Origin of the sequence: Mucilaginibacter sp. Bleaf8, from assembly GCF_018390515.1 — a bacterium.
GTDB lineage: Bacteria > Bacteroidota > Bacteroidia > Sphingobacteriales > Sphingobacteriaceae > Mucilaginibacter.
In genome coordinates, this window is the sequence record NZ_JAHBBK010000003.1 from 20,935 (window position 1) to 45,631 (window position 24,697).

Consider the following 24,697-nt stretch of genomic DNA (forward strand, 5'->3'; position numbering starts at 1 on the left):
ATATCAATATGTACAAAAAATCGATCTGGATAATTATACTGCTTGTATCATCCCTTAAACTGATGGCGCAGCCCGATACGTTGTCTATCACGCTCGAGAATGTAAAATACCCTTACCCAGTTAAGTTTTTGTCGGTGCAAACCGAAGGTCAGGATTTACGCATGGCCTATATGGACATAAAACCTGCCACCGCTAACGGTAAAACAGTTATGCTGTTTCATGGCAAAAACTTTGGCGGTTATTACTGGACCAACGTTATACAGGCGCTCACAGCAAAGGGCTACCGCGTAATTGTGCCCGATCAGATTGGTTTCGGCAAATCGTCAAAAGCCTTTATTCATTACAGCTTTCATAAACTGGCCCGCTTCAACAAAAACTTATTAGATAGTTTGGGCATATCCAAAATAACCCTGATGGGGCACTCCATGGGTGGCATGCTGGCTACACGCTTTACCCTGATGTACCCTAATGTGGTTGAAAAGTTATTACTGGAAGATCCTATCGGATTAGAAGATTACCGCACTTTTGTGCCTTACCAATCGGCCGAGCAGGATTACACCGCAGAGCTTAAAACCAGCTTTGAGAGTGTAAAGAAGTACTACCAAACCTCCTACTTTACTGAATGGAAACCGGAATATGATTACCTGGTAAAAATTGGTGCGGGCGTAAGCAAAAGTGCCGACTTTCCGCGCTATGCCAAAGTAGCAGCGCTTACTTTCGAGATGATCTACGAACAGCCGGTTTGTTATGAGTTCGGTCTTATCTCGGTACCAACCGTACTTTTTATAGGTAAAGAAGACAAAACCATCGTAGGCAAAGCCTTACTGAGCGATGCCGAGAAGGCCCGCCACGGTCAGTACAAAATATTAGGCCCCGCTACCGCCAAAAAGATACCAGGCAGTAAGCTGGTGGAGTTTGACAGTTGCGGCCATATACCGCATATTGAGGTGCCCGAGAAGTTTTTAAAAGCCTTAACGGCGAATTTGTAATTCTTAAATAACGTACACCGAATGATCAGCAAAAAGGTTAGCTTACGTATACTTTTGGCAGGCGTGGTATTGATAATGAGCTTACCGGGTCAGCTCATTGCCAAGGTTGGCTACTTTGGGCACTTACCTATGGTGCAAGCTACAGGCACTAATGTGAGCACATTGGGCATTCGTGGCGATGGGCAAACCGATGTTAGTACTAAAATACAACAGGCTTTAGCCAGCCACAAATCGCTCTACTTTCCTAAAGGAACATATGTGATAGGCAAGTCTGTAGAGCTGCCAGCGGGCACTACGCTTACGGGTAGTGTTGGTGCTGTCTTCCTAACCGCAGCAAGCTTCGGCGATGAAGGCATGTTCACTGCAACGAATAAGACTAACATTACGCTGAACAAAATTAGCTGCCAAAATCAAATAGCATCTAAGCCGGTGTATGCGCTGTTACTTAATGGTGCTTGCAGTAATATTGCCATTAAACAGGTTTCGGTACAAAAATGCGGTATCTTACATAGCCGTCCCGGTAATGCAAATTACCAGCAGCTTGCCGCCGGGCAACAGCAGGGTAGTTCCGCCATTACCGTTAGCGGGTGTAAGGGTACGGGCAGCGCTGGCATGATGGGTATTTACCTCGAATATGCCAGCAACTGGAACATAAGCAATACAACACTCAGCGGTTACCACCACGGTGTGGAATGGTGGGGCGGCGACAGCAATCCGCAACGCGACGGTGCCCTTAACAACCCGCGCCTTGTACAGCACGGCCGCATTACCAATGTAAGCGTACGCAATGTTACCGAGGGCGGTATATGGGGTAGCATGGGTGAGGATATTACCATAAGCCAATGCCGGATAGCTAATTGCGGCGATGTAGGCATTGACTTTGAAGGCTGTTTTAACAGCCGTGCAACCGGCAATACTGTAAGCAACTGCAAAAACGGCGCATTAGCAACGTTTCATTATAACAAAGCCATTGTATTTTCGGGCAACATAGTAAGCCAAAGCAATGCAGCATACCCTCTGGCCCGTATTTACAATGCAGCGCAAACGGCAAACAACCGCGATATTACCTTTACCGGTAATACTTTTACGGCAATTACAGGCGTAGGTATAATTAACCAAAACGGCCCGGCACAAACTATTACTTTCAGCAACAACAAGCTTAGCAACGTAGTGCTTAATCTGGCTTTTAACAACAACCAGATAGTGCAAATTGAGCGTAATACGTTTACGCTAACCCGAAGCGCGGCAGCTTACAACTTTATCATCAAAGCCGGCAGCACCAATAACAATGGCAAGGTTACCATAGCCCACAATACCATTAATAACCAGCTCACCAGCAACGCCGGCGTAAACGGTATTTATGTTACCCAGTTTGATTATAACTCTACGCCTGTAAACCAGATCAGCAACAACACGTTTACCGGCCTTAGCAAACCTTACAAAGTGGAATGGAACGGGCAAAACTCGGGCGTTATCAGCAAAACTTATATTAACAGCGCTCAAAAACTTTCCCCGCAGGCTATTGAAAAAGCCGGTAAGGCCAACAGCTCTTCGGAGATATACATTAACGGCATCAAACAGTGAGAGTATTAAGCGTAAAAGTGGCTTACAATAAGCATTTTACAATTCAATAATTTCTTGTACCTTTCTTTGCCGAATTGATGAGCCCCTAATCATCAATTTGGCGCATTTAACCCTTTTTTTTAAACTATTGAACTAAACCCTCACAGTGAAACAACGTTATGTTGTATTCATTGCCTTGGCTATGGCCTTAACCGGCTGCCGTGGTAATGATTACATAGAAAAACCCGCTACGCCCAATCCAACCATTCCCGAAAAAGCGATAACAGAAGCAACAGCCACTGCCGTAAACGTAAACACCTTAGGTATTTACGGTGATGGCAAAACAGATTTTAGCAGCCGGATACAAGAGGCACTGAACACCTATCCGTCGCTGTACTTTCCGGAAGGCAATTATCTGATCAGTAAAACACTATCGCTCAATTTTAAACAAAACATTACAGGCACCGACAATACCGTATTCAGTACCAGCGGAAACGGCTTTCCTAAAAATGCTGAATCCTGCTTTTTTAGTGCTGCTGCTACAGACCATATACAACTTACCCGGCTTAGTTTTACCGGCATTAATGATAAAAGCAGGGCCATATACGCCCTATTGGTTAATGGTGGCTGCAATGATGTAAAATTGAACAAGCTAAGTGCACAGTATTGCGGATTGATACGATCCAAATTAAATGACCTGCCTTATAACACCATTGCAAGCGGGGACTATAACCTAAACACCAACCTAAGCATTGACAGTTGCACCGCTACGGGAACCAGCGGCAGCGGCATGGGTATTTATTTAGCGTACGTTAAGAACTGGAAGATCAGTCATTGTGCGTTGGCCAATTACCGCCATGGCATTGAATGGTGGGGTGGCGACAGTAACCCTGCACGTGACGGCAGCTTAACCAAGCCACGGCTGGCATCTAACGGGGTAATTGACGGCGTAACCGTAAACCATATAACCGAAGGCGGTATATGGGGTAGTATGGGCAATGGCATTGTGGTGCAAAACTGTAAGGTAAATGATTGCGGCGATGTAGGTATTGATTTTGAGGGCTGCTTTAACAGCCGTGCAACCGGCAATACCGTAAGCAACTGCCGTAACGGTGCGCTGGCTACTTTCTTTTACAACAAGAACATCACCTTCTCTGGAAATACAGTTACCCAGGATGACCCAGCAGCAACCTTAGCTTGCATTTATAATGCTACCCAATTGCCAGACAATAAGGATATAGCTTTTACCAATAATAATTTTAGGGCAACCAAAGGAGTAGGGGTTATAAAGCAGTTGGGACCGGCAGATACAATTCTATTTGCCAACAACAGCTTAGTGAATGTGGTGCTCAACCTTACTTTCAACAATAACCGCAGAGTACGTATAACCGGCAACCAGTTTAAAATAACTGAACCGACTGACAGGTATGACTTTGTGATTAAGGCTGGCGAAACCAACTCTAAAGGCATTGTAACTATTGATAGAAATACCATTACCTGTTCTGCCTCCGGTAGCAGGAGCGTGTACGGAATCTATACTACGCAATCTGATTACAACTCTCAGCCCGTAAATTATCTCACCGAAAACTCAATTACTGGCGTTAAAACACGTTACAGAATGGAGTGGAATGGTAAAAATGCCGGCGTTAATTGCAAAACTTACCTGCAAACAACCCAGGCCGTATTGCCCGATGATATTTTGAAGGTAGACAACGGCAACAGTATATCCGAGTTGTATGTAAACAACAAGCGGCACTAAATTTATAAATAGAGAAGGGGCTGTATGTTTTGCATACAGCCCCTTCTCTATTTAGGATCATTAAGCTTTCAATCTTTCCATTATCGCCGAACTATCCAGCTTTTGCTGGTCGCCGGTTTGCATATCTTTGAAGGTAAGCTGCCCGGTTTGCACTTCGTCGCTGCCAATCACAATTACATACGGGATGTTTTTGTTGTTGGCATAATCAAACTGCTTTTTGATTTTGGCACCTGCCGGATACAGCTCGGCATTGATGTTATTATTGCGTAGTTGCTGTAATAGGGGTAGGGCAAAGGTTTCGCCCTCTTTATCGAACGTACAGATAAGCGCCTTTGTGGTTTGATTGCTGGCCTGCGGAAACAGCTGCAGCTCTTCCATCACATCATAAATACGGTCGGCACCGAAGGATATACCGGCACCCGTTAAGCCTTTGAGGCCGAACATGCTGGTCAGGTCGTCATAACGGCCACCACCGCCAATGCTGCCCATAGCTACCTCATTGGTTTTTACTTCGAAAATAGCGCCGGTATAATAGTTAAGCCCGCGGGCCAGGGTAATATCCAGTTCGAGCGTTGCTTTTTGCAGGGTAAAGCTTTGCAGGTAAGCAAAAATGGTTTCCAGCTCCTCGATACCTTTTAAGCCGATAGGTGATGCAGCCAGCACGTCTTTCAGCTTTTCTATCTTTTCGGCATTACTGCCTTCCAGCAAGATAACCGGTTCCAGGCGATCAATGTCCTGCTGGGTAAAGCCTTTGGTTAACAGCTCGGCCACTACACCATCCATGCCTATTTTATCCAGCTTATCAATGGCTACGGTCATGTCTACAATCAATTCAGGCTTGCCTATAATTTCGGCAATGCCTGATAGAATTTTTCTATTATTGATTTTAATGCTAAAATCTTTCAATCCTAACAGGCTCAAAGCTTCGTCATAAATCAGCACGAACTCAGCCTCATTAAGTAACGAATCTGAACCCACCACATCGGCATCACATTGGTAAAACTCGCGGTAGCGACCTTTTTGCGGCCTGTCGGCACGCCAAACTGGTTGTACCTGGAAACGCTTGAATGGAAAAATTATCTCATTCTGGTGCTGCACCACGTAGCGTGCAAAGGGTACGGTTAGATCATAGCGCAGGGCTTTTTCAGAAATTCCGGCAGTTGCCTTTTGCGAATTACGGTCGGCCAGCGCCTGGGCGTCTGCTTTTGCCAAATAGTCGCCACTGTTCAGTACTTTAAAAATCAGCTTATCACCTTCATCGCCATACTTACCCATTAAGGTAGTCAGGTTTTCCATTGTAGGCGTTTCTATTTGCTGATAGCCGTATTTACGGAAAACAGATTTAATGGTGTCGAATATATAGTTGCGTTTTACCATTTCGGCTGGCGAAAAATCGCGCATGCCTTTCGGTACAGAAGGTTTAACTGATGCCATGCCGCAAAGGTAAAAAAATGGTAAATTAATCGTACAAATGCTTTAATATAGCGGCACCCAACGCATGAAAACCATTTTAACCACGCCCAGGATACAGGTACGCCAGTTTGCCCCCAACGAGGCGCACCTGCTACAGGAACTGAACGATGATGAACGTACCACCCGCTACACCACGCCGCGCAGTCCAGAACAGTTGCAGGAGCTGTTTGCACAAATACAATTGAGCTATAACGACGATACACCGTTTGGCCGCTGGGGTATGTTTAACCCGGCCGATAACGATTTTATGGGCACCTGCATGCTCACCGCCGCAAGGCCCGGCATGCGTGGCATGGAAACAGGCTATAGCCTGCATGTAAAATATTGGGGCCAGGGTTTAGCTACCGAAGTTGTACAAGCGCTGGTGGCTTATGGCTTTGCGCACGGCCTTACCGAAATTTGCGCCATTACCGACCCGGAAAACAAAGCCTCTCAGCGTGTATTGGTTAAAGCCGGCTTTACGGATGAAGATACGGTGTTTCTGTTTGCCAAAAACCTGCCACTATTTAAAATAAGAAAGGGCGATGGTTAGTCGCCCTTTGGTGTGTAGGTTTTAATGATATCTTTACAACCACCTTCTATCAGTTTAAATACGGGTTCAAACTGGGTATCGTCATAATAGGGGTCGGGTACTTCTTTATCATTTAGCAGCAGGCGCACTTTGGCGGCATCCTGTTCGCTACGGGCTTGGGCCAGTACATCGCTCAGGTTGTTTTTATCCATAACCAATATCAGGTCAAATGCGTCAAAATCGCTTACCTTAAACTGACGGCATACCTGCTTGCTGATATCAACACCAAACTTTTGCGCAGCACGTACGGAGCGACGGTCGGGACCCTGGCCTATATGCCAGTTGCCGGTACCCGCCGAGTCGATTTCCCAATCGAACCCGTTTTGTTGCGCCTGGTACTGCATAATACCCTCCGCCAGCGGCGAGCGGCAGATGTTGCCGAGGCAAACCATTAATATTTTCATATTGGAATTAAAAGCCCCTCCTAAATCCTCCCCGGTAGGGAGGACTTATAGAAGCATATTGTAATTAACTCATATAACCCCCTCCCTACCGGGGAGGGCAGGGGTGGGGCTATTGGGTTATCCAAAAATCTGATTCAATACACCGGCTAAGTGTACACCTGCTTTCAACAGCTGGCGATTAACTGTTTCGATATATTTAAAGTTATACTTATAATTTAAAGTATCTCCGGCTTTGGTACCGGCGTATATCTTTTCGGCCAGTTGCTGGCTTTCGTACAGCCACTGGCTCATGGGTTCTTTTTGCCATGCCGCGCGCTGTGCGGGGGTAGTATGGTTAATCCAGTTAGTATACTCGGTATAGCTCAGGTTTTGGAACTCAATCAGCTTACTATCCCAAACCGAGTGCATGTTCGATTCTTCTTTAAACCACATTACTTTCAAATCATTACCGCCTTTATCATCGGTGTGGGCGGTATGCATAGGCTGATGAATATCCTCCACCACGTGAATAACCATGCGCAGATACAACAGCTTTTTATCTTTTGACAGATTCGGCTTCTTTAATTCGGTAATCATCATCTGCAGCTTAGTGTAAGCATCTACCGAGGTATCCTGCTTTAAAAAGGCCTGCATTTCGGGAAGGCTGGCAAACGGCTTGTCAAAATCAATAAAATGCCAGTTAAAAAGGTAATTATAATTAGGGTCCGATTTAATGAAATCGGCCCAGGTACTGCTCATGGCAACCGACTCGTTACCTAAAATAGCCTGTACAGCTTTGCGGGCTTTGGGGGTTAAGTAGCTATCGGCAATCTGGCCGCAAATGCGGTGACCTTTATCGCCCCAGGCCATGCTTTGCAATGGTGCGTACAAAATGGCGGCACCCAGCAATAGTTTTTTAAAGAAATTAGCTTTCATAAAATTTTATAGGGGTTTGGGATTACAAGTAATCCTTTTAAGTAAATGCAAATTCACGGGCAGTACATCGGCCGTATTGTTCAGTTGTATGGTGCTATCGGTATGCCCGGCTACTTTAAACAGCTGTTCATACACACCCGAACGGAAACAGCCGCCTTCGGTTCTGATCTTGAATTTGGAATCGCAGAAAAAGCCTTTTACCATCAGCGTATCATGCTGCTGCTCATAGCGGCCTTTGGCATACTCCGTCCAGTGGCCTCTGTTCATACAGGTATCGGCACCGTAATTTACCTTGCTGAAGGATTGCAGGGTAACATAAAAAGAATCGCAGGTGAATTTGTAATGGTAAAGCGTGTAGTTAATGAGCTTACTATGCACAGCTTCGGGCCGCTGCTCCCACTCACCCTGTAAGTAATCCTGTCCCTTGCCCTGTATGTTTGAGTTGGGGCTACAGCTTGAGAGAGCCAAAAAGCAAGAGCCAAGAGCCAGGAGAACGGTAAGAGGGAAGAGCTTAAAAATGGGAAGTTTCATCTGCATATAAACAAAAAAGTCCTCCCCTTTACAGGGGAGGATTTAGGAGGGCTCTTTATTTTAAGCTGCCAATCATATCTTCAGGGCGTACCCACTGGTCAAACTGCTCGTTAGTTAACAGTTCCAGTTTCAGTGCAGCCTCACGTAACGACAAACCTTCTTTCAAAGCTGTTTTAGCAATTTTAGCCGCATTTTCATAACCGATGTGCGGGTTCAGGGCGGTTACCAGCATCAGGGAGTTTTCCAGGTGCTTTTTGATGCCTTCATAGTTCGGCTCAATACCGTCTGAACAATGGTCGGTAAAGGATACGCAGGCATCGCCAATTAAACGGGCCGATTGCAGGAAGTTAGCCGCCATTACCGGTTTAAATACGTTCAATTCATAATGACCGTTTGAACCACCGATAGAAATAGCCACATCATTACCCATTACCTGAGCAGCCACCATAGTAACGGCTTCGTTTTGGGTTGGGTTAACTTTACCCGGCATAATTGACGAGCCCGGCTCGTTATCCGGAATATGGATCTCGCCGATACCTGAACGCGGACCAGAAGCCAGCATACGGATATCGTTAGCAATTTTCATTAGTGATACGGCAATTTGTTTCAGGGCGCCGTGGCTCTCCACAATAGCATCATGCGCAGCTAAAGCCTCAAACTTGTTTTCGGCAGTAATAAACGGCAGGCCGGTAAATTGTGCAATGTACCCAGCTACTTTTACATCATAACCTTTAGGGGTATTGATACCGGTACCTACGGCGGTACCGCCCAAAGCCAGCTCTGATAAGTGCGCCAAAGTATTACGCAAAGCACGCAGGCCATGATCCAGCTGTGATACGTAGCCCGAAAACTCCTGACCTAAGGTTAACGGCGTAGCATCCATTAAGTGGGTACGGCCAATTTTCACCACATCCTTAAACGCTTCTGATTTGCGTTTCAGCGAGTCGCGCAGCTTTTCCACACCGGGGATGGTTACATCCATCAGTATTTTATAAGCCGCAATGTGCATGGCGGTTGGGTAAGTATCGTTTGATGATTGTGATTTGTTCACGTCATCGTTCGGGTGAATGAAGGTTTTGCCTTCGCCCAAGGTGTTGCCTTGCAATACGTGTGCACGGTTGGCCACCACCTCATTTACGTTCATGTTAGATTGAGTACCCGAACCGGTTTGCCAGATTACCAGCGGAAATTCGCTATCCAGCTGGCCGGCCAAAATTTCGTCGCACACCTGTGCAATCAGGTCGCGTTTCTCGGCAGGCAATACGCCCAGATCGGTATTGGTATAGGCAGCCGCTTTTTTCAGGTAAGCAAAAGCCGCAATAATTTCCTTCGGCATAGATGCTTCCGGACCAATTCTGAAATTGTTGCGTGAGCGCTCTGTTTGTGCGCCCCAGTATTTATCGGCCGGTACCTGTACCGCGCCCATGGTGTCATATTCAGTTCTGAAACTCATAAGTTTACTGTATTTTTTGCAGCGGCAAAGTTAGGCATTAGCTACAATAAACAAGAGTTAAGAAGAAAGAGATTTTAGGCGTGTGTGGAAATAGTTACAGAGGGAATGAGAACACTTGACTTTTAAAATAAAAAGCAGATGTTACTCCGCCTTTTCTATCTGTTCAATAATTTTTTTAGAGTTTTCAATAGCTTCGTCATATCGCTGTATAACAAAGCTTGCCTGACTTAGAGAGGCACATAAATTCTGTGCCTGAGGCATAAGCAAAACCTGCTCGTGATGATTACTCCCAATCATATGCTCTAAGATAAAATTTTGTAGCCGCTCTGACATTTTTCCATATGAATTAGTTGAAGAAATCAGAGCCGGAATATTTTCCTGATAAAGATCAAGAATATTATTCTGCAAAGCAGTATCCTCAATATTAGTAATCTTACCGCTGGATTTAAATCCTTCATAACGTCCGTTGTTAGGAACAAGTCCTGTTGTACTCATTGTAGCGTTCCAATACTTTTTAATGCTATCCGGATTAAAATGCCCATTTACCGGATTTGAAAAGTATTTAAACCCGCGTTCATAATACCTATAACGGCGCCTGTCAGACTCCATTTCTTTTACATCATTCTCCAAGTCAGCTCGTAGCCCTGTTAAAAAAGTGTGTACCTCGTGCTGCTCGTGAGCATGCTCAGAACGGCCTTCAATGTAAGCGGCAAGTAATACTGCAAACACGATGATTGCTATTTCAACAAAAATTTCTTTCAGTTTGTGAGGTAGGCTTTGGTTAGTATTCTTCACTATTCTATATATTTTTCGGGTGTGTCCCATTATTTCGTGTTCCATAGCAAATATTAGAGTTTCTAAAAATAGCAGATTACTAATGGACGACAAAACAGAAAGTAAGGTAAATGTAAATTGCCATTCAACAAAAAAAGCCGGACAACAAAGCCCGGCTTTTACATTTATAAAAACTAATCAACCCTTATTAATTGCAATCGGTAAGCATAAAGGTGGCATCCACATCAATGGTGTTGGTGGCGCTGCTATAGCTGGTTGTACCACTCAGGCCATCAACTTCGGGGATGGTTACGCCCGATGACTTGTCGAGCTTAAAGGCCGCCGAGTTATAGGTTTTACCCGAGTAAACGGTATTAATGCTGTAGCTATGGCCATCTATCAGGTTAGATGAAGCCAAACCGTCTGCCATGTATACACTGGTTGTGGTACCGGTGGTTACATCTTTAATGGTTAACCAGGCGCTTGGGTAAGCTACCACCTGTTTGTTGGTGCAACGCGCTGTAATTTTAATGTTGGTTTTGATGTAGCTGGGCACGCTCACTATGTTCAGCGTTACATTAACCGAACCTTGTTCGCAGGCGCTGAATGCTGCTGTTTCGCCAATTTCTTTCAACTCGCCGTTACTGCGCGAGTAAACAATCACTTTCAGATCGCCCATACCAGCCGGCACACCGGTAACCGTAGTGGTGTAGCCGTCTTTAACCTCATTAAGATTCAGGGTGTTTACAGGCTGGTTATTCGCTGTAACCAGGGCTATCTGATAATCGCCGGTAACCGGTTGCGAAATATTAGGTATACGCAGGTTAATAGTTAAAGGCGACGAACAAACGCTGCCGTACCAGTTGGCGCTCCAGGCCGAAAGATGCGTAATCTGGAAAGTGGTAACCAGTTTGCCGCCCTCGTCCTGCGCTACGGCAGAGGTACCCTCGTACGTCCACTGACCGGTTTTTTCGTTCAGGCTCCAGATCGGGATAATATCGCCTGTTTTTACTTTTTGATGCGTTTGCGGGTTTACCAGGTTTTGGTTGATCTGCATCCTTACCGTAACCGGTTTTGAAAAATGCTTTACCTCGGTATTGCCTGCAACCATGTTGATGGACATTAAACCCGCCGTTACAAACGATCCACCTGCTGTAAGTTTTTGTCCATTGGGCCCGATGGCATTGGTTGCATCAAAGCCACCCGGAAAAGCGCTGTAAGCATTGGTATTGGTGGTACCAAAATACACCACACTGGTTTTTAACTGGCTGCTGCTGATTACCGCACCATTGGCATCCTGTAACTCTGTACCTGCCGGTATGCTGATGCTACTGGCCTCGGTAGTGCTGCCGCTTGCTGTGGTGTTTACATTTATTGCAGACGTAGTGCCCGCACTTATGGCGTTGGTTTTAACCGTAGCGGCTGTACCATCAACCGGATGCGCATATTCAACCAAAGGCAACACCACAGTTGATACATCATTGCTGGTAAGCGTAATGGTTTTGGATGTTGGCGCAAAACCGTTTACGGCTACATATAGCGTAAAAGTAACCGGGTTACCGGGGCTTACATTGGCCGATTTGGTAAGGCTAAGTGGCAGTATACCGTTAGAGGCCGTAAAATTAGTACCGCCGCCATCAACCTGTACCAAACCCGCTCCCGGGCCGCTGATGCTTACAGCGACATTGTTGGGGATACTGGTGGTGCTTGATGCATTGGCATTGACTAACCTAACCAACACCGGTGATTTAGCCAGCGCACTCGTATTTACTATCAGATCTAAATTATCGGTCGGTGTTTTGCAGGCATGCATACCCAGCATTAAAACAGCGCACAGTAAAGCAGCGGCAAGTATTCTTGACAAGTATTTCATTGTATAGTTTATTAACAGGGGGAAAGGGAGTTTTTTATTACTGAATTTTGAAAGCGAAGTTGAGTTGCAGCACCGGCAGCCAGCGGTAACCTTTAATGTTGCTGTTAAGCTGCGGCTCCAGTTTATAATTATCTGACAGCAGATTGGTACCTACAATTTGAGATTGCGGTTGCGACAGGTAATAAGTACCCATATCCAGGTTTACATTGAACAGGCTGCTGGGCACGCTTTTAAACAAGCCGATACCCAGGTAGGGAGCAATGCCTTTCCAGCTTACATTCATATTCAGCTGGCCCAAGTCTTCGCCGGCAATGTTGTAATTGCCAACTTTGTAATTACCTGAAGGGAACAGTGAAATACCGCCATTGGCCTGATACAGGTATCCGGCACCGCCAACCAGCCGGAAACCGCGTGCATTTTCAAACGGAACAAAATCGGCCAGCAGGTGTACGTTCGAAAATTTAACCGAAGCACTGGTAGTACCCTCAAAGCCCGAGAAGGCAAATAGGTTATTGGCTTTGATTGGTATAAAGCTGGCACCACCACGAACAGAAATGCGGTTATCAAATGCATAGCGCAAATCGCCGCCTATGCCCTGCGTACCCATCTGCAGCTGCATGGTAACATGGCTATCGGTATCATAAAAAGGGTAGCGATACTGCGCAAAGGTTTGTGTTTTGGCCAAAACGCACAGCAGTACCATGCTGAAGAGTTTAATCAGGGAAAATCTCATATCAGGGTCGTATCAATAGTTTATTAATTAGGGGGATAAACTTTCAATATGCCCTATTACGTAGGCTATCAGGCGTTTGTTTCCGTCACTTTCAGTTTTTTGAATACATTTTAACCTTAAAGAAAACAGCAGCCTTTATTAGGATATTTTATTAAACCAAAAGCTCCCTGCTACGGTATCAGCCGTTTGCAGGGAGCTTTGTTGCACGTTAAGCAGCGTATTACTTGCCTTGCTGCCGCTTAATATATTCGGCCACATCAACCATCGGTGCAATCCATATCTCCTTTTCATGCTGTTTTAAAAAGTGCAGCAGCTGGCTGTGTTCTTGCAGCCCCTCGTTAATAGCATGACCGCCACCCACGCCATGAAACAGGAATACAAGCAAAGTGCGGCTTTGTATGGCTTTCTTTACCAAATCAATCATATAACCAGCCGGCTGGTCCTGGATGTAATAGCAATCAATATTATCCAGATCTACCTGTTTGGCCGTTTGCAGCCCGGCACCAACGCCGCGAGCCCCGGCAAAATCATTGCGCAGTTGGGTATAAAAATAATCCTGCCCAATCTTTTGTTCGCCGCATGGGTAAGCGAAAGTACGCCGATCTTTGCCATCAATAGCTTTAAGCAATACGTTGTTCATGCGTATTTCATCAACTGCGCGCCCAACGGTATACTTGCTCAGGTCATGATCGGGCGATACAAAACTGCGGCCGGGCAAACTGCCATCGCACGGATGGAACAAGGCGTGGTTGCCCAGCTCATGCCCCCGTTTGGCAGCCAGTCGCCACTCATGCATCCGCTTGTTTACCACCGGCGACGAGCCGATGATGTAAAAAGTTCCTTTCAGTTTTAATGAATCCAGTGCCGGTATCACATTGTCCAAATCGGCATCAATGGCATCATCATAGGTAAGCACAACGGCACATTGCTTGTTGTTCCACAACTTAGCGCTTTGCGCATGTGCACTCAGCGCAAGCAAACCGGCCAGAGCTGTTGTAAGTATATATTTTAAGTTTTTGTTCAACATAAATTTAGTAATTAAGGATTGGTATCTGTCCGGAAAGGTGATGCCGGCAGGCCTTCACGGTTATACAGGTTGGCGCTATCCGAGTTTTCGGCCCAGGCATATCTTACGTACAGCGGTTGTTTAATTGCCTCATGCCAAACCACTACCTTATTACCCTCAATAGTGGCTTGCGCCCAAACAAACTTTTTATCGGCACCGGCAATAGCAAAGTATTTCAATTCACCATCGCCACGTGCAACTAAACCACTGCCTGTGTGGCTAAAGGTAATTACTATTTTATTGCCCTGCACATTGGCCGACTGGTATATCGGCCCCGACCATTCTATCTTATTATCACCGTAAGCCACATGCTGTGCGGCCAAGGCCAAACGCTCACCCACTGGCTTTTTACCCAGCGGATGTATATCGTTCCACTCGCCGCAATCAATTGCCACAGCCATAGCCGTATTCGGTACCTGCAAGGCTTTTAGCTGGCTTTCCCTGAACTCGGCCCATTTACTTTCGCCTGGCAGGTACTCCACTTCATTGTAATTAGGCAGTTGTACGTATAAAAAAGGTAATGTCCCTTGTTTAAAATGGCTGCGCCAGTCGGCAATTAAGTTGGGTAATAGTTTGGCATACTGCTGCGGCTGCTGGCTGTTGCTTTCGCCCTGGTACCATATCATGCCTTTAAGCGTATAATTAACAAGCGGCGCTATCATGGCATTGTATAATACCGTAGGCTGGTTTTGTAAGGAAAAGCCTTTGCCGGCATCGGCATCCGGCTCAAAAGCCTGGCCTACCTTATATTGCCATTCACCTTTCAAATCTATTTTTTGATTTCCTGCCAGCAGGTAGTACGGTTTATCGGGCACAAAGCCACCTTTACCCGCGGTATTGGTAACACGTACCACAATAACGTTTTTGCCGGCCTTAAGCCTGCCTGCAGGTAACGCATAGCGGCGTGGCGGGTATTGGTAACCCGTACTGCCCGACAATACGCCGTTCACATAAATTTCGTCAGCATCTACAATACGGCCCAGATAAAGTTTAGCAGGCTGCCCGGCAAATGATGCAGGCAAGACGATCTCTTTACGATACCATACCACACCATTCAGGTTTTTAATACCCTGATCGGCCCAGTAGCCGGGAACCATCATCGTTTTCCAATCAGCGGCCCGGTAAGCTGTATCATACCAGGGCAGGGAGCCATTCAAGCCTTTATCCAACTTGCGCGAAGTACGTTGTTCTGCACGTGCAGCTATCTGGCGGTTGCTGGTATTCATCCGGTTCAAAAAGCTGGTATCTTTTAACTGTGCTACAGTTTGCAGTACTTCTGGAAAGCTTTTAAATCCCTGTTCGCTGGTCCAGGCTTCAATAGGCGTACCGCCAACGGCGGCGTTGATAATGCCAATCGGCACGTGATATTTTTGATAAAGCGCTTTGGCAAAAAAGTAGGCTACCGCACTAAAAGCAGGTACATTGCCGGGCGTTACCGGTTGCCACTTAACAGGCGGCAGGTCATCCCGCTGCCGGGCCGGGTCGGTAAGCGTTGGTACCAGAAACTGACGGATCTCAAGATTACTGGCGTTAGGTATCTCATCCGGGTACTTTTCGCTTACCCGCTCCATGGTTGTTTGCATGTTCGACTGGCCGGAGCACAGCCATACGTCGCCCAGCAAAATATCCCTTACTATAAGCTTATTGCTGGCGCTGATATACATGGTATATGGCCCGCCTGCTTTCATGGCTGCCAGTGCTACTTGCCATTTACCGTCGGTACCCGTTCGGGTGCGATAGGTTTTGCCGTTGAAATGGATAGCCACTTTTTCGCCGGGCGAGGCCCAGCCCCATATTTTTGTTTTTGCATTGCGCTGCAAAACCATACCATCACTTACTACCTTAGGCAAGCGCACCTGCGCCAAAGACGGAACGGTGAATGCAAGGAGAAGTAGCCCATGCAAAGCAATACGATTTATCATGTTGATTATTGCAAATTATAATTGGTGTATGCATTGAGTTATCAAGCAATGCATAGGCTAAAATACAATTAATCACACTTAATGCAATCGATTGTTAATTTAATTAAATCAATACTTATCCTTGCTTAAGTTCCAAACTTGTTAATGATAATCACATCTTTTTTACACGCCATGCGTACCAGGAAATTGCAATTGAATTTGAAGCTTTTTAAATATTTAAGCCTGCTTGTTAGTAGATATTACCTGCAAAAATTAACAGGCTTAAAAACAAGAGGTAAGGTTTTAGGTTTTTCATGGGCAAAATGATAGGTATTGTGTTTTAATTGTTGCAAAAATAATTTTCACTTTACTTTCAGGCTGTTTTATAATTTCTGATTTTCGCGCACGTTTTAGTGCAAGTATCAATTTATGAGGTTAGTGTATAGATTTTTAGGATGGGCGTTGATTGCGGGTATGTTTGTATCCTGCTCGCACGCAAAAAAGAACAAAGTTGAGATTTCTGACAAGCCGTTTGAGCCGCAAAAGCTCTTAAAATACGATCCTAAAGACGCTGACAAGAAAATTGATGCGTTTATGAAGAACCTGCACAAAAAAAGCGCCTTTAACGGCAATGTGCTGGTTGCTAAAAAAGGTAAAATATTATACGAAGGCTCATTTGGCTGGGCTAATTACCTAACCCGAGATAGCCTGAAACTGGATTCGAGGTTTGAGCTGGCTTCCGTATCCAAAACCATGACGGGCACTGCCATTATGCAGCTATGGGAGCAGGGCAAAATTAAGCTGGATCAAGATGTGCGCGACTTTTATCCCAACTTCCCATATCAGGGTGTTACTATTCGCCTGCTGCTTACCCACCGCTCGGGTATGATGAACTACGTATATTTTGTGGATGATCTGTACCGCAAGCAGCACCTGGACCAACGCAAAGGCATTACCAATGCGCAGGTGATGGACTTGATTGCACAATACAAACCCGCCCCCTTCAACAAACCTAACGCCCGCTTTTTATACAACAACTCCAACTTTATGGTATTGGGTGCCATTATTGAAAAGGTAAGCGGTATGCCGTATGCACAGTACATGAAAGAAAACATTTTTAAACCGGCAGGCATGATGCATACCGATGTATACTCTAAAGCGGTATACGAAAAAATTCCGGTTGATGTGGTGGGTCATGATCGTAACAGCTGGCGCTATTCGGTTGCCCAAAACTTTTTAGATGGCCCTGTTGGCGATAAAGGCGTTTACAGCACCATCAGTGATTTGTACCTGTTTGACCAGGCGCTTAAATCCGGCCGGCTGATTAAAGCATCTACCCAGGATTCTGCCTACACGGCGCATGTGCCGCTTATGCGCGGGCACTTTAGCTATGGTTACGGCTGGCGCATATTTGAAGGTAAAAACGATAAAGTTGTATACCATACCGGCTGGTGGCATGGTTTCCGTCACATATTTTTACGCGACATGAAAAACGATGTGACCATTGTTTTGTTAGGTAACTTAGTGAACGGCAGCTTATTGCACTTGGATGAATTATACAAGATGACCGGGATGCCCATCGTACGGAAAGGGGCCTATAATGGTACCGGCGAAACGGCAGAAGATTAATTCACATCAAATCAGTGTTTGAATTTTATGCTTAACGCCTGACAGCAGGTTAAGCAGCTTTATAAAATAAGCATCAATCACTTTAGCTATAATTGATAACCTATTAACAGATAACAACCATGTTTGATAAACTATTTGAAGCCCAGCAAAAAGCCGGTGAAATGAAAAAACGCCTAGATGCTATTACCGTAACCGGTACTGCCGAAGGTGGTAAAATTACCGTAACAGCCAATGGTAACAAAGTGCTGCAAACCGTAGCCATCGACGAGGAATTTTACAAAGAAGCGGATAAAGAAGAACTGGAAGAATTGCTGGTAGTAGCTGTAAACAAAGCCATGCAACAGGCCGACAATATTAACCAAACTGAAATGGCCGCCATGACCAAAGACATGTTTGGCGATTTGGGTGGTTTAGGCGGCATGTTCGGCAAATAGCACAAACTTACCACTTAGAAATGATGTCATTTCAGATCATTGTAAAAGCTTTTAAACCTAAAGCTTAGATGTGGTTTGAAATGACATTGTTTTTAAAACCGCTTCATACCTTCGCTTTTAAACATTAAACTATAACAAACTTATGAAACTTACCTATTACGGACACTCAACCGTTGAGATACAAACCAATGGTAAAACCCTGCTGTTCGATCCATTTATTACACCAAACGAACTGGCCAGGCATATTGATGTAAACGCACTGAAACCGGATTATATCCTGATTTCGCACGGGCACGGCGACCATATTGCCGATTTGCTGCCTATCCAGAAAAACAGTGGCGCAAAGGTAATCTGCATTGCCGAAATTGCCGGCTGGCTGGGTAACCAAGGCGTTGCTGATGCGCATGGTATGAACATTGGCGGTAGCTATACATTTGATTTTGGTAAAGTAAAAATGGTTTACGCCCTGCACTCCAGCTCTATGCCCGATGGCAGCTACGGTGGTGTACCGGCAGGTTTTGTAATTTATGCAGAAGGCAAAAAAGTATACTTTGCCGGCGATACCGCTTTAACTTATGATATGAAACTACTGGCCGAAGAAGACCTGAGCTGGGCTATCCTCCCAATTGGCGATAACTACACCATGGGTATTGATGACGCCATTAAAGCTGCTTCATTTATCAACTGTAAAGATATCGTAGGCGTGCATTACGATACCTTCCCGGTTATTAAAATTGATAAAGAAGAAGCTGAAGAGAAGTTCATTAAAGCTGGCCTGAACTTAAAATTGCCTGCTATTGGCGAAACTATTGATTTGCTGTAAGCCGCACTTGTTCAATAACGGAAATATAAAAGAAAAGCCCCTTACTGGTAAGGGGCTTTTCTTATGCTTTAAGCGCTGCTAAAACATGATTCTGGCTTATTCATTAAGCTTATTAAATTACTGTACCATCAGGTATTACGGCGCGCTTTTTAATTACCACAACGCCATCCTGAACGGTATAGGCGCCATAATCGCCGTCATCCAGCTTTTTACCGCAGTTAATTCTCACATCGTTGCCAATGTAGCAGTTCTTATCCAGAATGGAATTTTTGATGCAACAACGATCTCCGATACCCATAATAGGTGTGTTAGCCACCTTAGCTTCATCTATCTGCTCCAGCGTTTGGTACGTATCGCCTCCCATTACATAGCAGTTTTCAATCTCTGTATCAAAACCGATGCGGGTACGGATACCGATAACCGACCGGGTAATTTTGCTGGCATTGATAATACAACCGTCTGATATGATGGCATGCTCCAGCAACGTACCTGATATTTTTGATGGCGGCAGCATACGGGCACGGGTGTAAATGTGGTGCTTACCGAACAGGTTAAACTGCGGAATATCATCCGTTAAACCAATATTGGCTTCAAAGAATGATGGTATGGTACCGATATCGGTCCAGTAACCTTCATACTGATAGCTTAAAACCTTATGCGTTCTGATAGACTGCGGGATGATCTCTTTACCAAAATCGGGATGATCATTACCCTGCAACAGTTCATAAAGGGTTTGACGGTTAAAGATATAGATACCCATTGAAGCCAGGTAAACGCGGCCCTGAGTGGCCATATCCTCGCTTACTTCTGATGCCCAGCTTTCAAAATCGCTTTTCGGCTTTTCTATAAAGTCGGTAATGGTGCTTTCTTCATTGGTTTTCAGAATACCGAAGCTGGGTACATCATTAGCATGCACCGGAATGGTAGCAATAGAGATGTCGGCCTGCTTATCAATATGCTCCTGGATCATTTCCTGGAAATCCATCTGGTACAGCTGGTCTCCCGAAAGGATCAGTACGTACTCAAAATCGTGCACAGACAGGTGGTGCAGGCTTTGTCTTACCGCATCGGCCGTGCCTTGGAACCAGCCCACGTTTGATGGCGTTTGCTCAGCAGCCAATATGTCCACAAAAGCGTCGCTGAAACTGCTGAAGTGGTAGGTGTTTTTGATGTGTTTGTTTAACGATGCCGAGTTGAACTGCGTAAGTACAAATATACGCTCAATACCGGCGTGTAAACAGTTTGAAATTGGAATATCTACTAACCGATACTTACCGGCAATAGGTACTGCCGGTTTGGAGCGGGTTGCTGTAAGCGGAAACAACCTTGTTCCCTGCCCGCCGCCAAGTACGATGCTAATTACTTTAGAGGTCATATGTTAGGTTTTAAGCTTTTATATAGGTTTATATACTGTTGAGCTGACTGGTTCCATGAAAAATCAAGAGCCATCATTCGTTTACGTAACAATTGTAAATGCTCCTGGTTCTCATAAAGTTCAAGTGCCCGGTCGGTAGCGTGTTCAATGTCGGCAGTGCTGCTTTGCCTGAAGCAAATACCGTAGCCGCCTTCATCGCCAAAGTCCACAACGGTGTCAATGAGTCCGCCTGTACGGCGCACCATAGGCACGGTACCATAACGCAACGCATACAGCTGGTTAAGGCCGCATGGCTCCACGCGCGATGGCATCAGCAAAAAGTCGCTGCCGGCATAAATTTGATGCGCAAGCGCTTCGTTGTAGCCAATAAAAGTTTTGTAATTAACCGGATATTTCTCTTTCAGCGCCTCTAAAGCAGCTTCGGTTTCTTTATCGCCAGCGCCAAGCATTATAATGTTCAGCTTGCCGGCATGCTTATCTAAGCTGTTTTGGAAAGCCTGTGGCAGCAAATCAGCTCCTTTTTCGGTTACCAGCCTACCTATAAATGAAATCAGTGGCAAATCGGGCGATAAGCCGAAATGCTCACATAAGGCAGCTTTGTTTTTTTGTTTCCCTTCGTCGGGCGTACCAGCCTGAATAGGAGCGGCAATCATAGGGTCGCCGGCCGGATCCCAAACCTCGGTATCAATACCGTTAATAATGCCCTGCCCTCTGGCTTTCTCCAGCCAAAACAGGTACTCCAGGCCGTTCGACTGGTACTCCAGCTCATTTAAATAGCTGGGTGATACAGCAGTATACTTATAGCAACATTTAATAGCGCTGGCCAGTGGGTTAATGGCGCCGTTCCAGTCCAACAAACCGGCATGGTTCATGTCCACCTCGGGCAGGTATTTAAACTTATCATACCCAAAGGCACCATGATACTGGCCATTATGAATAGTAAACACGGTTGGCGTGTTTGCCAATCGCTTATACAGTGCAGAATATTTGAGCAGAAATGGAATAAGCCCCACATGATGATCGTGGCAGTGAATTATATCAGGCTTTTGTTGCGACCAGTTAATCCAATCCAGGAAAGCCAGTTGGAAGGCAATGAATTGCTCGCGCTCATCAGGATAGCAGTAAACTTCCTCACGATCAAGCAAGCCCGGCATGTAGATCAAAAACAGCTCGAAACCCAGCTTATTGGTGCGCTCCTTCCATATCTGGAACTCATAACGCTTGGTGCCCAGCAGGTTCGAGGCTTCGAACACCACATCAAATTCGCTCTCCTGAACAAACTTACGGTTGTAATAAGGTAAAACCACGGCAGCTTGCAAGCCCTCCTGGTTCTGGTACTTAGGTAATGCGCCTACCACATCGGCCAGCCCGCCCACTTTGGCAACGGGATAGCACTCGGCAGCAAGATGAAAAACTCTCATTTAATAACAGGTAATGTGGGGTCAAGGTAAGCAAAACTTTACTCACTACCCCCACAACTACGGTCAATAAAATGTGTTTTCAAAAAGTGATAATTATTGCGCAGAAAGCTTTAAAATGTAACATTTTTACAGCCTGCGCAATAAAATTCACCTACTGTTAATGCGCCTCCAGCCAGTTGGCGCCGGTACCAATTTCAACTATAATGGGCACCTCTGTTTTGATAGCGCTTTTCATGTGATGCTCAATGATGGGTTTTACCTGCTCCACCTCGTGTTTAGGTGCATCAAACACCAACTCGTCATGCACCTGCATGGTCATGCGGGTATCCAGCTTTTGGGCTTTCAGCTCACGGTGAATGTTAATCATGGCAATCTTAATCATGTCCGCAGCCGAACCTTGTATAGGTGCATTAATGGCATTTCGCTCAGCAAAACCACGTACGGTGGCATTGGCCGAGTTGATATCGCGCAGGTAGCGGCGGCGACCCTTAAGCGTTTGCACGTAGCCGTTTTCGCGGGCAAAATTCATGGTATCGTTCATGTAATTTTGAATGCCTGCATATTTGATAAAATACTGCTCAATAATTTCAGAAGCCTCTTTACGCGGTATACCCAAACTTTGCGATAAACCAAAGGCCGATTGCCCGTAAATGATACCAAAGTTTACGGCCTTGGCATTACGGCGCTGCTCGCTGGTTACTTCCTCAAGCGCAATGCCATATACGTTGGCAGCCGTAGCGGTGTGGATATCCAGGTTTTTAGCAAATGCATCCAGCATGCTGGCATCCTTACTGATCTCAGCTATAATGCGCAACTCAATCTGCGAATAGTCGGCCGATATCAGGATATGGTTTTCATCGCGCGGAATAAAGGCCTTACGTACCTCACGGCCACGCTCGGTACGAATAGGAATATTTTGCAGGTTAGGATTGTTGGAACTTAACCGGCCGGTTGCAGCAATTGCCTGGTTGTACGAGGTATGTATACGGCCGGTTTTGGGGTTGATCATGAGCGGCAGCGCATCTACATAAGTAGATTTTAGCTTCAGCATCTGACGAAAATCCAGAATATCGCGCACGATATCGCTTTTTGAAGCTAAAGCCAGCAGCACATCCTCGCCGGTTTGGTATTGACCGGTTTTGGTTTTTTTTGCTTTAGGATCGAGCATTAATTTTTCGAACAATACCTCACCCAGTTGCTTAGGGGAGGAGATGTTGAACTTAACGCCCGCTTTTTCATATACGGTTTGCTCCAGCTTACTCAGGTCGGTTTCCAGTTGGGATGAAAAATCGCGCAGGGTGGCTTCATCCAGTTTTACGCCTTCAAATTCTACATCGGCCAGTACATAAATAAGCGGGTGCTCAATTTCATTTACCAGCGCTTCGGCACCTACGGCTTGCAGCTTGGGTTCAAACACTTGCTTGAGTTGCAGGGTAACGTCGGCATCCTCACCGGCATAGTCTTTCACCCTATCCACCGGCACATCGCGCATGGTGATCTGCTTTTTACCTTTGGGGCCAATCAATTCGGTAATAGAAACAGGCTTGTAGCCCAGATAATTTTCGGACAGGATATCCATATTATGACGCGTATCCGGGTCAAGCACGTAGTGGGCCAGCATGGTATCAAACAAAGTGCCCTGCACCTCAATACCATACCATTTAAGCACCAGTATGTCGTATTTAATATTTTGTCCTACTTTGCTGATCGCCGGGTTTTCCAGAATGGCCTTAAACTCATCAGCAATGGCTTTAGCACCTTCAAAATTATCCGGAACCGGTATATACCAAGCCTCGCCGGGTTTAATGGCGAATGACAGGCCTACCAACTCGCAATTATTAGCATCAATACCGGTGGTTTCGGTATCAAAAGTAATTTGGGTTTGCTGTTGCAGCAAGGCCAGCAACGCGGCACGTTGTTCGGGGGTATCGGTCAGGTGGTACTCATGGGGTACGTTGCTGATGTTTTTAGACGCAACCTGAACTTCCGGCTCTGCTATATCTTTAATATCAACGCTCAGGGTGTGCGGCGCACCAGCTACCGGATTACCAAACAGATCAGTTTGCGTTGATGTGGCCCGCATTTCGGTAATACTAAAATCATCACCAAACACGCGGCGGCCCAGCGTGCGGAACTCCAATTCAGCAAAAAGCGGCTCCAGCAAATCACGGCTCGGGGCACATATTTCCAGCCCTTCCTCGTCCAGCTCAACCGGGGCATCCAGTAATATAGTAGCCAGTTTTTTGGATAGCAGGCCTTGTGCGGCGTATGTTTCCACGTTTTCACGAAGCTTGCCTTTCAGCTCATGGCTATGGGCTATAATGTTTTCGACCGAGCCATACTGTTTAATTAACTGCTTGGCCGTTTTTTCGCCAATGCCCGGTATGCCGGGTATGTTATCTACAGCATCGCCCCACAGGCCCAGTATATCAATCACCTGACACACATCGCTTATTTCCCACTTTTCACATACCTCTTTTACACCCATAATCTCCACATCATTGCCCATGCGCGATGGCTTGTAAACAAAAATGTTTTCAGATACAAGCTGTGCAAAATCCTTATCAGGCGTCATGCAATATACCTGGTAGCCGCGTTGTTCGGCTTTTTTGGCCAGGGTGCCTATAATATCATCAGCCTCGTAACCATCCGAGGTAATAACCGGGATGTTAAAGCCTAAAATAAGCTTGATAACGTAAGGCATGGCTTTAGACAAATCTTCGGGCATGGCCTCGCGGTGGGCTTTGTAGCCGGTAAAATCGGTATGGCGTTCGGTTGGCGCATCGGTATCAAACACCACCGCCATGTGCGTTGGCCTTTCTTTTTTCAGTATATCCAGCAGGGTATTGGTAAAGCCCATTACGGCCGATGTATTTAAGCCGCCCGATGTGAAACGAGGGTTTTTGCTTAAAGCAAAATGTGCCCGGTACATCAGGGCCATACCATCTAACAGAAATAATTTCTTCATATCGTCTTCAACCGGAATTTTAGGAATTCATGATGCGCCAAA

20 protein-coding genes are annotated in these 24,697 nt (G+C 45.7%); 7 read left to right on the forward strand and 13 right to left on the reverse strand.

The genetic code is table 11. From position 1 onward, the window contains the following. The first annotated feature begins 8 nt into the window (after positions 1–8). From KHS38_RS13430 to KHS38_RS13440, 3 genes are all read left to right on the forward strand, one after another. A complete protein-coding gene (locus tag KHS38_RS13430) occupies positions 9–989 on the forward strand; it encodes an alpha/beta fold hydrolase (RefSeq protein WP_213489101.1) in 981 nt (326 codons plus the stop codon). A 21-nt stretch (positions 990–1,010) separates the two neighbouring features. Then, positions 1,011–2,573, forward strand: a complete 1,563-nt coding sequence (locus KHS38_RS13435; RefSeq protein WP_213489102.1) for a glycosyl hydrolase family 28-related protein — start codon at positions 1,011–1,013, stop codon at positions 2,571–2,573. Between the two features lie 145 nt (positions 2,574–2,718). Beyond that, the gene (locus tag KHS38_RS13440; RefSeq protein ID WP_213489104.1) at positions 2,719–4,311 is read left to right on the forward strand and encodes a right-handed parallel beta-helix repeat-containing protein; all 1,593 of its coding nucleotides are present in this window, start codon (positions 2,719–2,721) and stop codon (positions 4,309–4,311) included. A 60-nt stretch (positions 4,312–4,371) separates the two neighbouring features. Here KHS38_RS13440 and hisS read toward each other — a convergent pair whose 3' ends face one another. Further along, positions 4,372–5,745 carry a histidine--tRNA ligase gene (gene hisS, locus KHS38_RS13445; protein ID WP_213489105.1) on the reverse strand — a complete coding sequence of 458 codons (1,374 nt, stop codon included), beginning with the start codon at positions 5,743–5,745 and terminating at the stop codon, positions 4,372–4,374. 64 nt (positions 5,746–5,809) lie between these two features. Here hisS and KHS38_RS13450 point away from each other — a divergent pair, with 64 nt between their 5' ends. Beyond that, positions 5,810–6,316: a GNAT family N-acetyltransferase gene (locus KHS38_RS13450; RefSeq protein ID WP_213489106.1), complete on the forward strand. Its 507-nt coding sequence runs from the start codon at positions 5,810–5,812 to the stop codon at positions 6,314–6,316. Here the strand turns inward: KHS38_RS13450 and KHS38_RS13455 are convergent. The 9 genes from KHS38_RS13455 to KHS38_RS13495 all read right to left on the reverse strand — a co-directional run bounded on the left by KHS38_RS13455 (position 6,313) and on the right by KHS38_RS13495 (position 16,026). Further along, positions 6,313–6,759, reverse strand: a complete 447-nt coding sequence (locus KHS38_RS13455; RefSeq protein ID WP_213489108.1) for a low molecular weight protein-tyrosine-phosphatase — start codon at positions 6,757–6,759, stop codon at positions 6,313–6,315. The two genes, KHS38_RS13450 and KHS38_RS13455, sit on opposite strands and share 4 nt — an antisense overlap. Positions 6,760–6,876: 117 nt before the next feature. Then, positions 6,877–7,674 carry a S1/P1 nuclease gene (locus KHS38_RS13460; protein WP_213489109.1) on the reverse strand — a complete coding sequence of 266 codons (798 nt, stop codon included), beginning with the start codon at positions 7,672–7,674 and terminating at the stop codon, positions 6,877–6,879. Between the two features lie 6 nt (positions 7,675–7,680). Continuing rightward, positions 7,681–8,205, reverse strand: a complete 525-nt coding sequence (locus KHS38_RS13465) for a fumarate hydratase (protein ID WP_213489111.1) — start codon at positions 8,203–8,205, stop codon at positions 7,681–7,683. Between the two features lie 55 nt (positions 8,206–8,260). Continuing rightward, the gene (gene fumC, locus KHS38_RS13470) at positions 8,261–9,658 is read right to left on the reverse strand and encodes a class II fumarate hydratase (RefSeq protein WP_213489112.1); all 1,398 of its coding nucleotides are present in this window, start codon (positions 9,656–9,658) and stop codon (positions 8,261–8,263) included. A gap of 141 nt (positions 9,659–9,799) precedes the next feature. Continuing rightward, positions 9,800–10,498 (reverse strand): DUF6090 family protein, encoded by a 699-nt coding sequence (locus tag KHS38_RS13475; RefSeq protein WP_213489113.1) that lies wholly within the window; start codon positions 10,496–10,498, stop codon positions 9,800–9,802. A gap of 142 nt (positions 10,499–10,640) precedes the next feature. Beyond that, the gene (locus tag KHS38_RS13480; protein ID WP_213489114.1) at positions 10,641–12,296 is read right to left on the reverse strand and encodes a hypothetical protein; all 1,656 of its coding nucleotides are present in this window, start codon (positions 12,294–12,296) and stop codon (positions 10,641–10,643) included. Between the two features lie 46 nt (positions 12,297–12,342). Further along, positions 12,343–13,038: a hypothetical protein gene (locus tag KHS38_RS13485; RefSeq protein ID WP_249665416.1), complete on the reverse strand. Its 696-nt coding sequence runs from the start codon at positions 13,036–13,038 to the stop codon at positions 12,343–12,345. A gap of 220 nt (positions 13,039–13,258) precedes the next feature. Further along, positions 13,259–14,065 (reverse strand): polysaccharide deacetylase family protein, encoded by an 807-nt coding sequence (locus KHS38_RS13490; RefSeq protein ID WP_213489116.1) that lies wholly within the window; start codon positions 14,063–14,065, stop codon positions 13,259–13,261. Positions 14,066–14,076: 11 nt separating this feature from the next. After that, positions 14,077–16,026, reverse strand: a complete 1,950-nt coding sequence (locus tag KHS38_RS13495; protein WP_213489117.1) for a sialate O-acetylesterase — start codon at positions 16,024–16,026, stop codon at positions 14,077–14,079. A gap of 408 nt (positions 16,027–16,434) precedes the next feature. Between KHS38_RS13495 and KHS38_RS13500 the strand changes: the two genes are divergently transcribed. The 3 genes from KHS38_RS13500 (at position 16,435) to KHS38_RS13510 (ending at position 18,891) form a co-directional block, all read left to right on the forward strand. After that, positions 16,435–17,634 (forward strand): serine hydrolase domain-containing protein, encoded by a 1,200-nt coding sequence (locus KHS38_RS13500; protein WP_213489118.1) that lies wholly within the window; start codon positions 16,435–16,437, stop codon positions 17,632–17,634. 119 nt (positions 17,635–17,753) lie between these two features. Continuing rightward, positions 17,754–18,068, forward strand: a complete 315-nt coding sequence (locus KHS38_RS13505) for a YbaB/EbfC family nucleoid-associated protein (protein WP_213489120.1) — start codon at positions 17,754–17,756, stop codon at positions 18,066–18,068. Between the two features lie 142 nt (positions 18,069–18,210). Then, the gene (locus tag KHS38_RS13510; protein ID WP_213489121.1) at positions 18,211–18,891 is read left to right on the forward strand and encodes a metal-dependent hydrolase; all 681 of its coding nucleotides are present in this window, start codon (positions 18,211–18,213) and stop codon (positions 18,889–18,891) included. A gap of 112 nt (positions 18,892–19,003) precedes the next feature. Here the strand turns inward: KHS38_RS13510 and KHS38_RS13515 are convergent, their stop codons facing one another. From KHS38_RS13515 to polA, 3 genes are all read right to left on the reverse strand, one after another. After that, complete coding sequence (locus KHS38_RS13515; protein WP_213489122.1) at positions 19,004–20,266, reverse strand: glucose-1-phosphate adenylyltransferase; 1,263 nt, start codon at positions 20,264–20,266, stop codon at positions 19,004–19,006. Next, positions 20,263–21,687 carry a glycogen synthase gene (locus KHS38_RS13520; RefSeq protein WP_213489123.1) on the reverse strand — a complete coding sequence of 475 codons (1,425 nt, stop codon included), beginning with the start codon at positions 21,685–21,687 and terminating at the stop codon, positions 20,263–20,265. The genes KHS38_RS13515 and KHS38_RS13520 overlap by 4 nt, the downstream gene beginning before the upstream one ends. Positions 21,688–21,844: 157 nt before the next feature. Continuing rightward, positions 21,845–24,655: a DNA polymerase I gene (gene polA, locus KHS38_RS13525; RefSeq protein WP_213489124.1), complete on the reverse strand. Its 2,811-nt coding sequence runs from the start codon at positions 24,653–24,655 to the stop codon at positions 21,845–21,847. Positions 24,656–24,697: the final 42 nt, after the last annotated feature.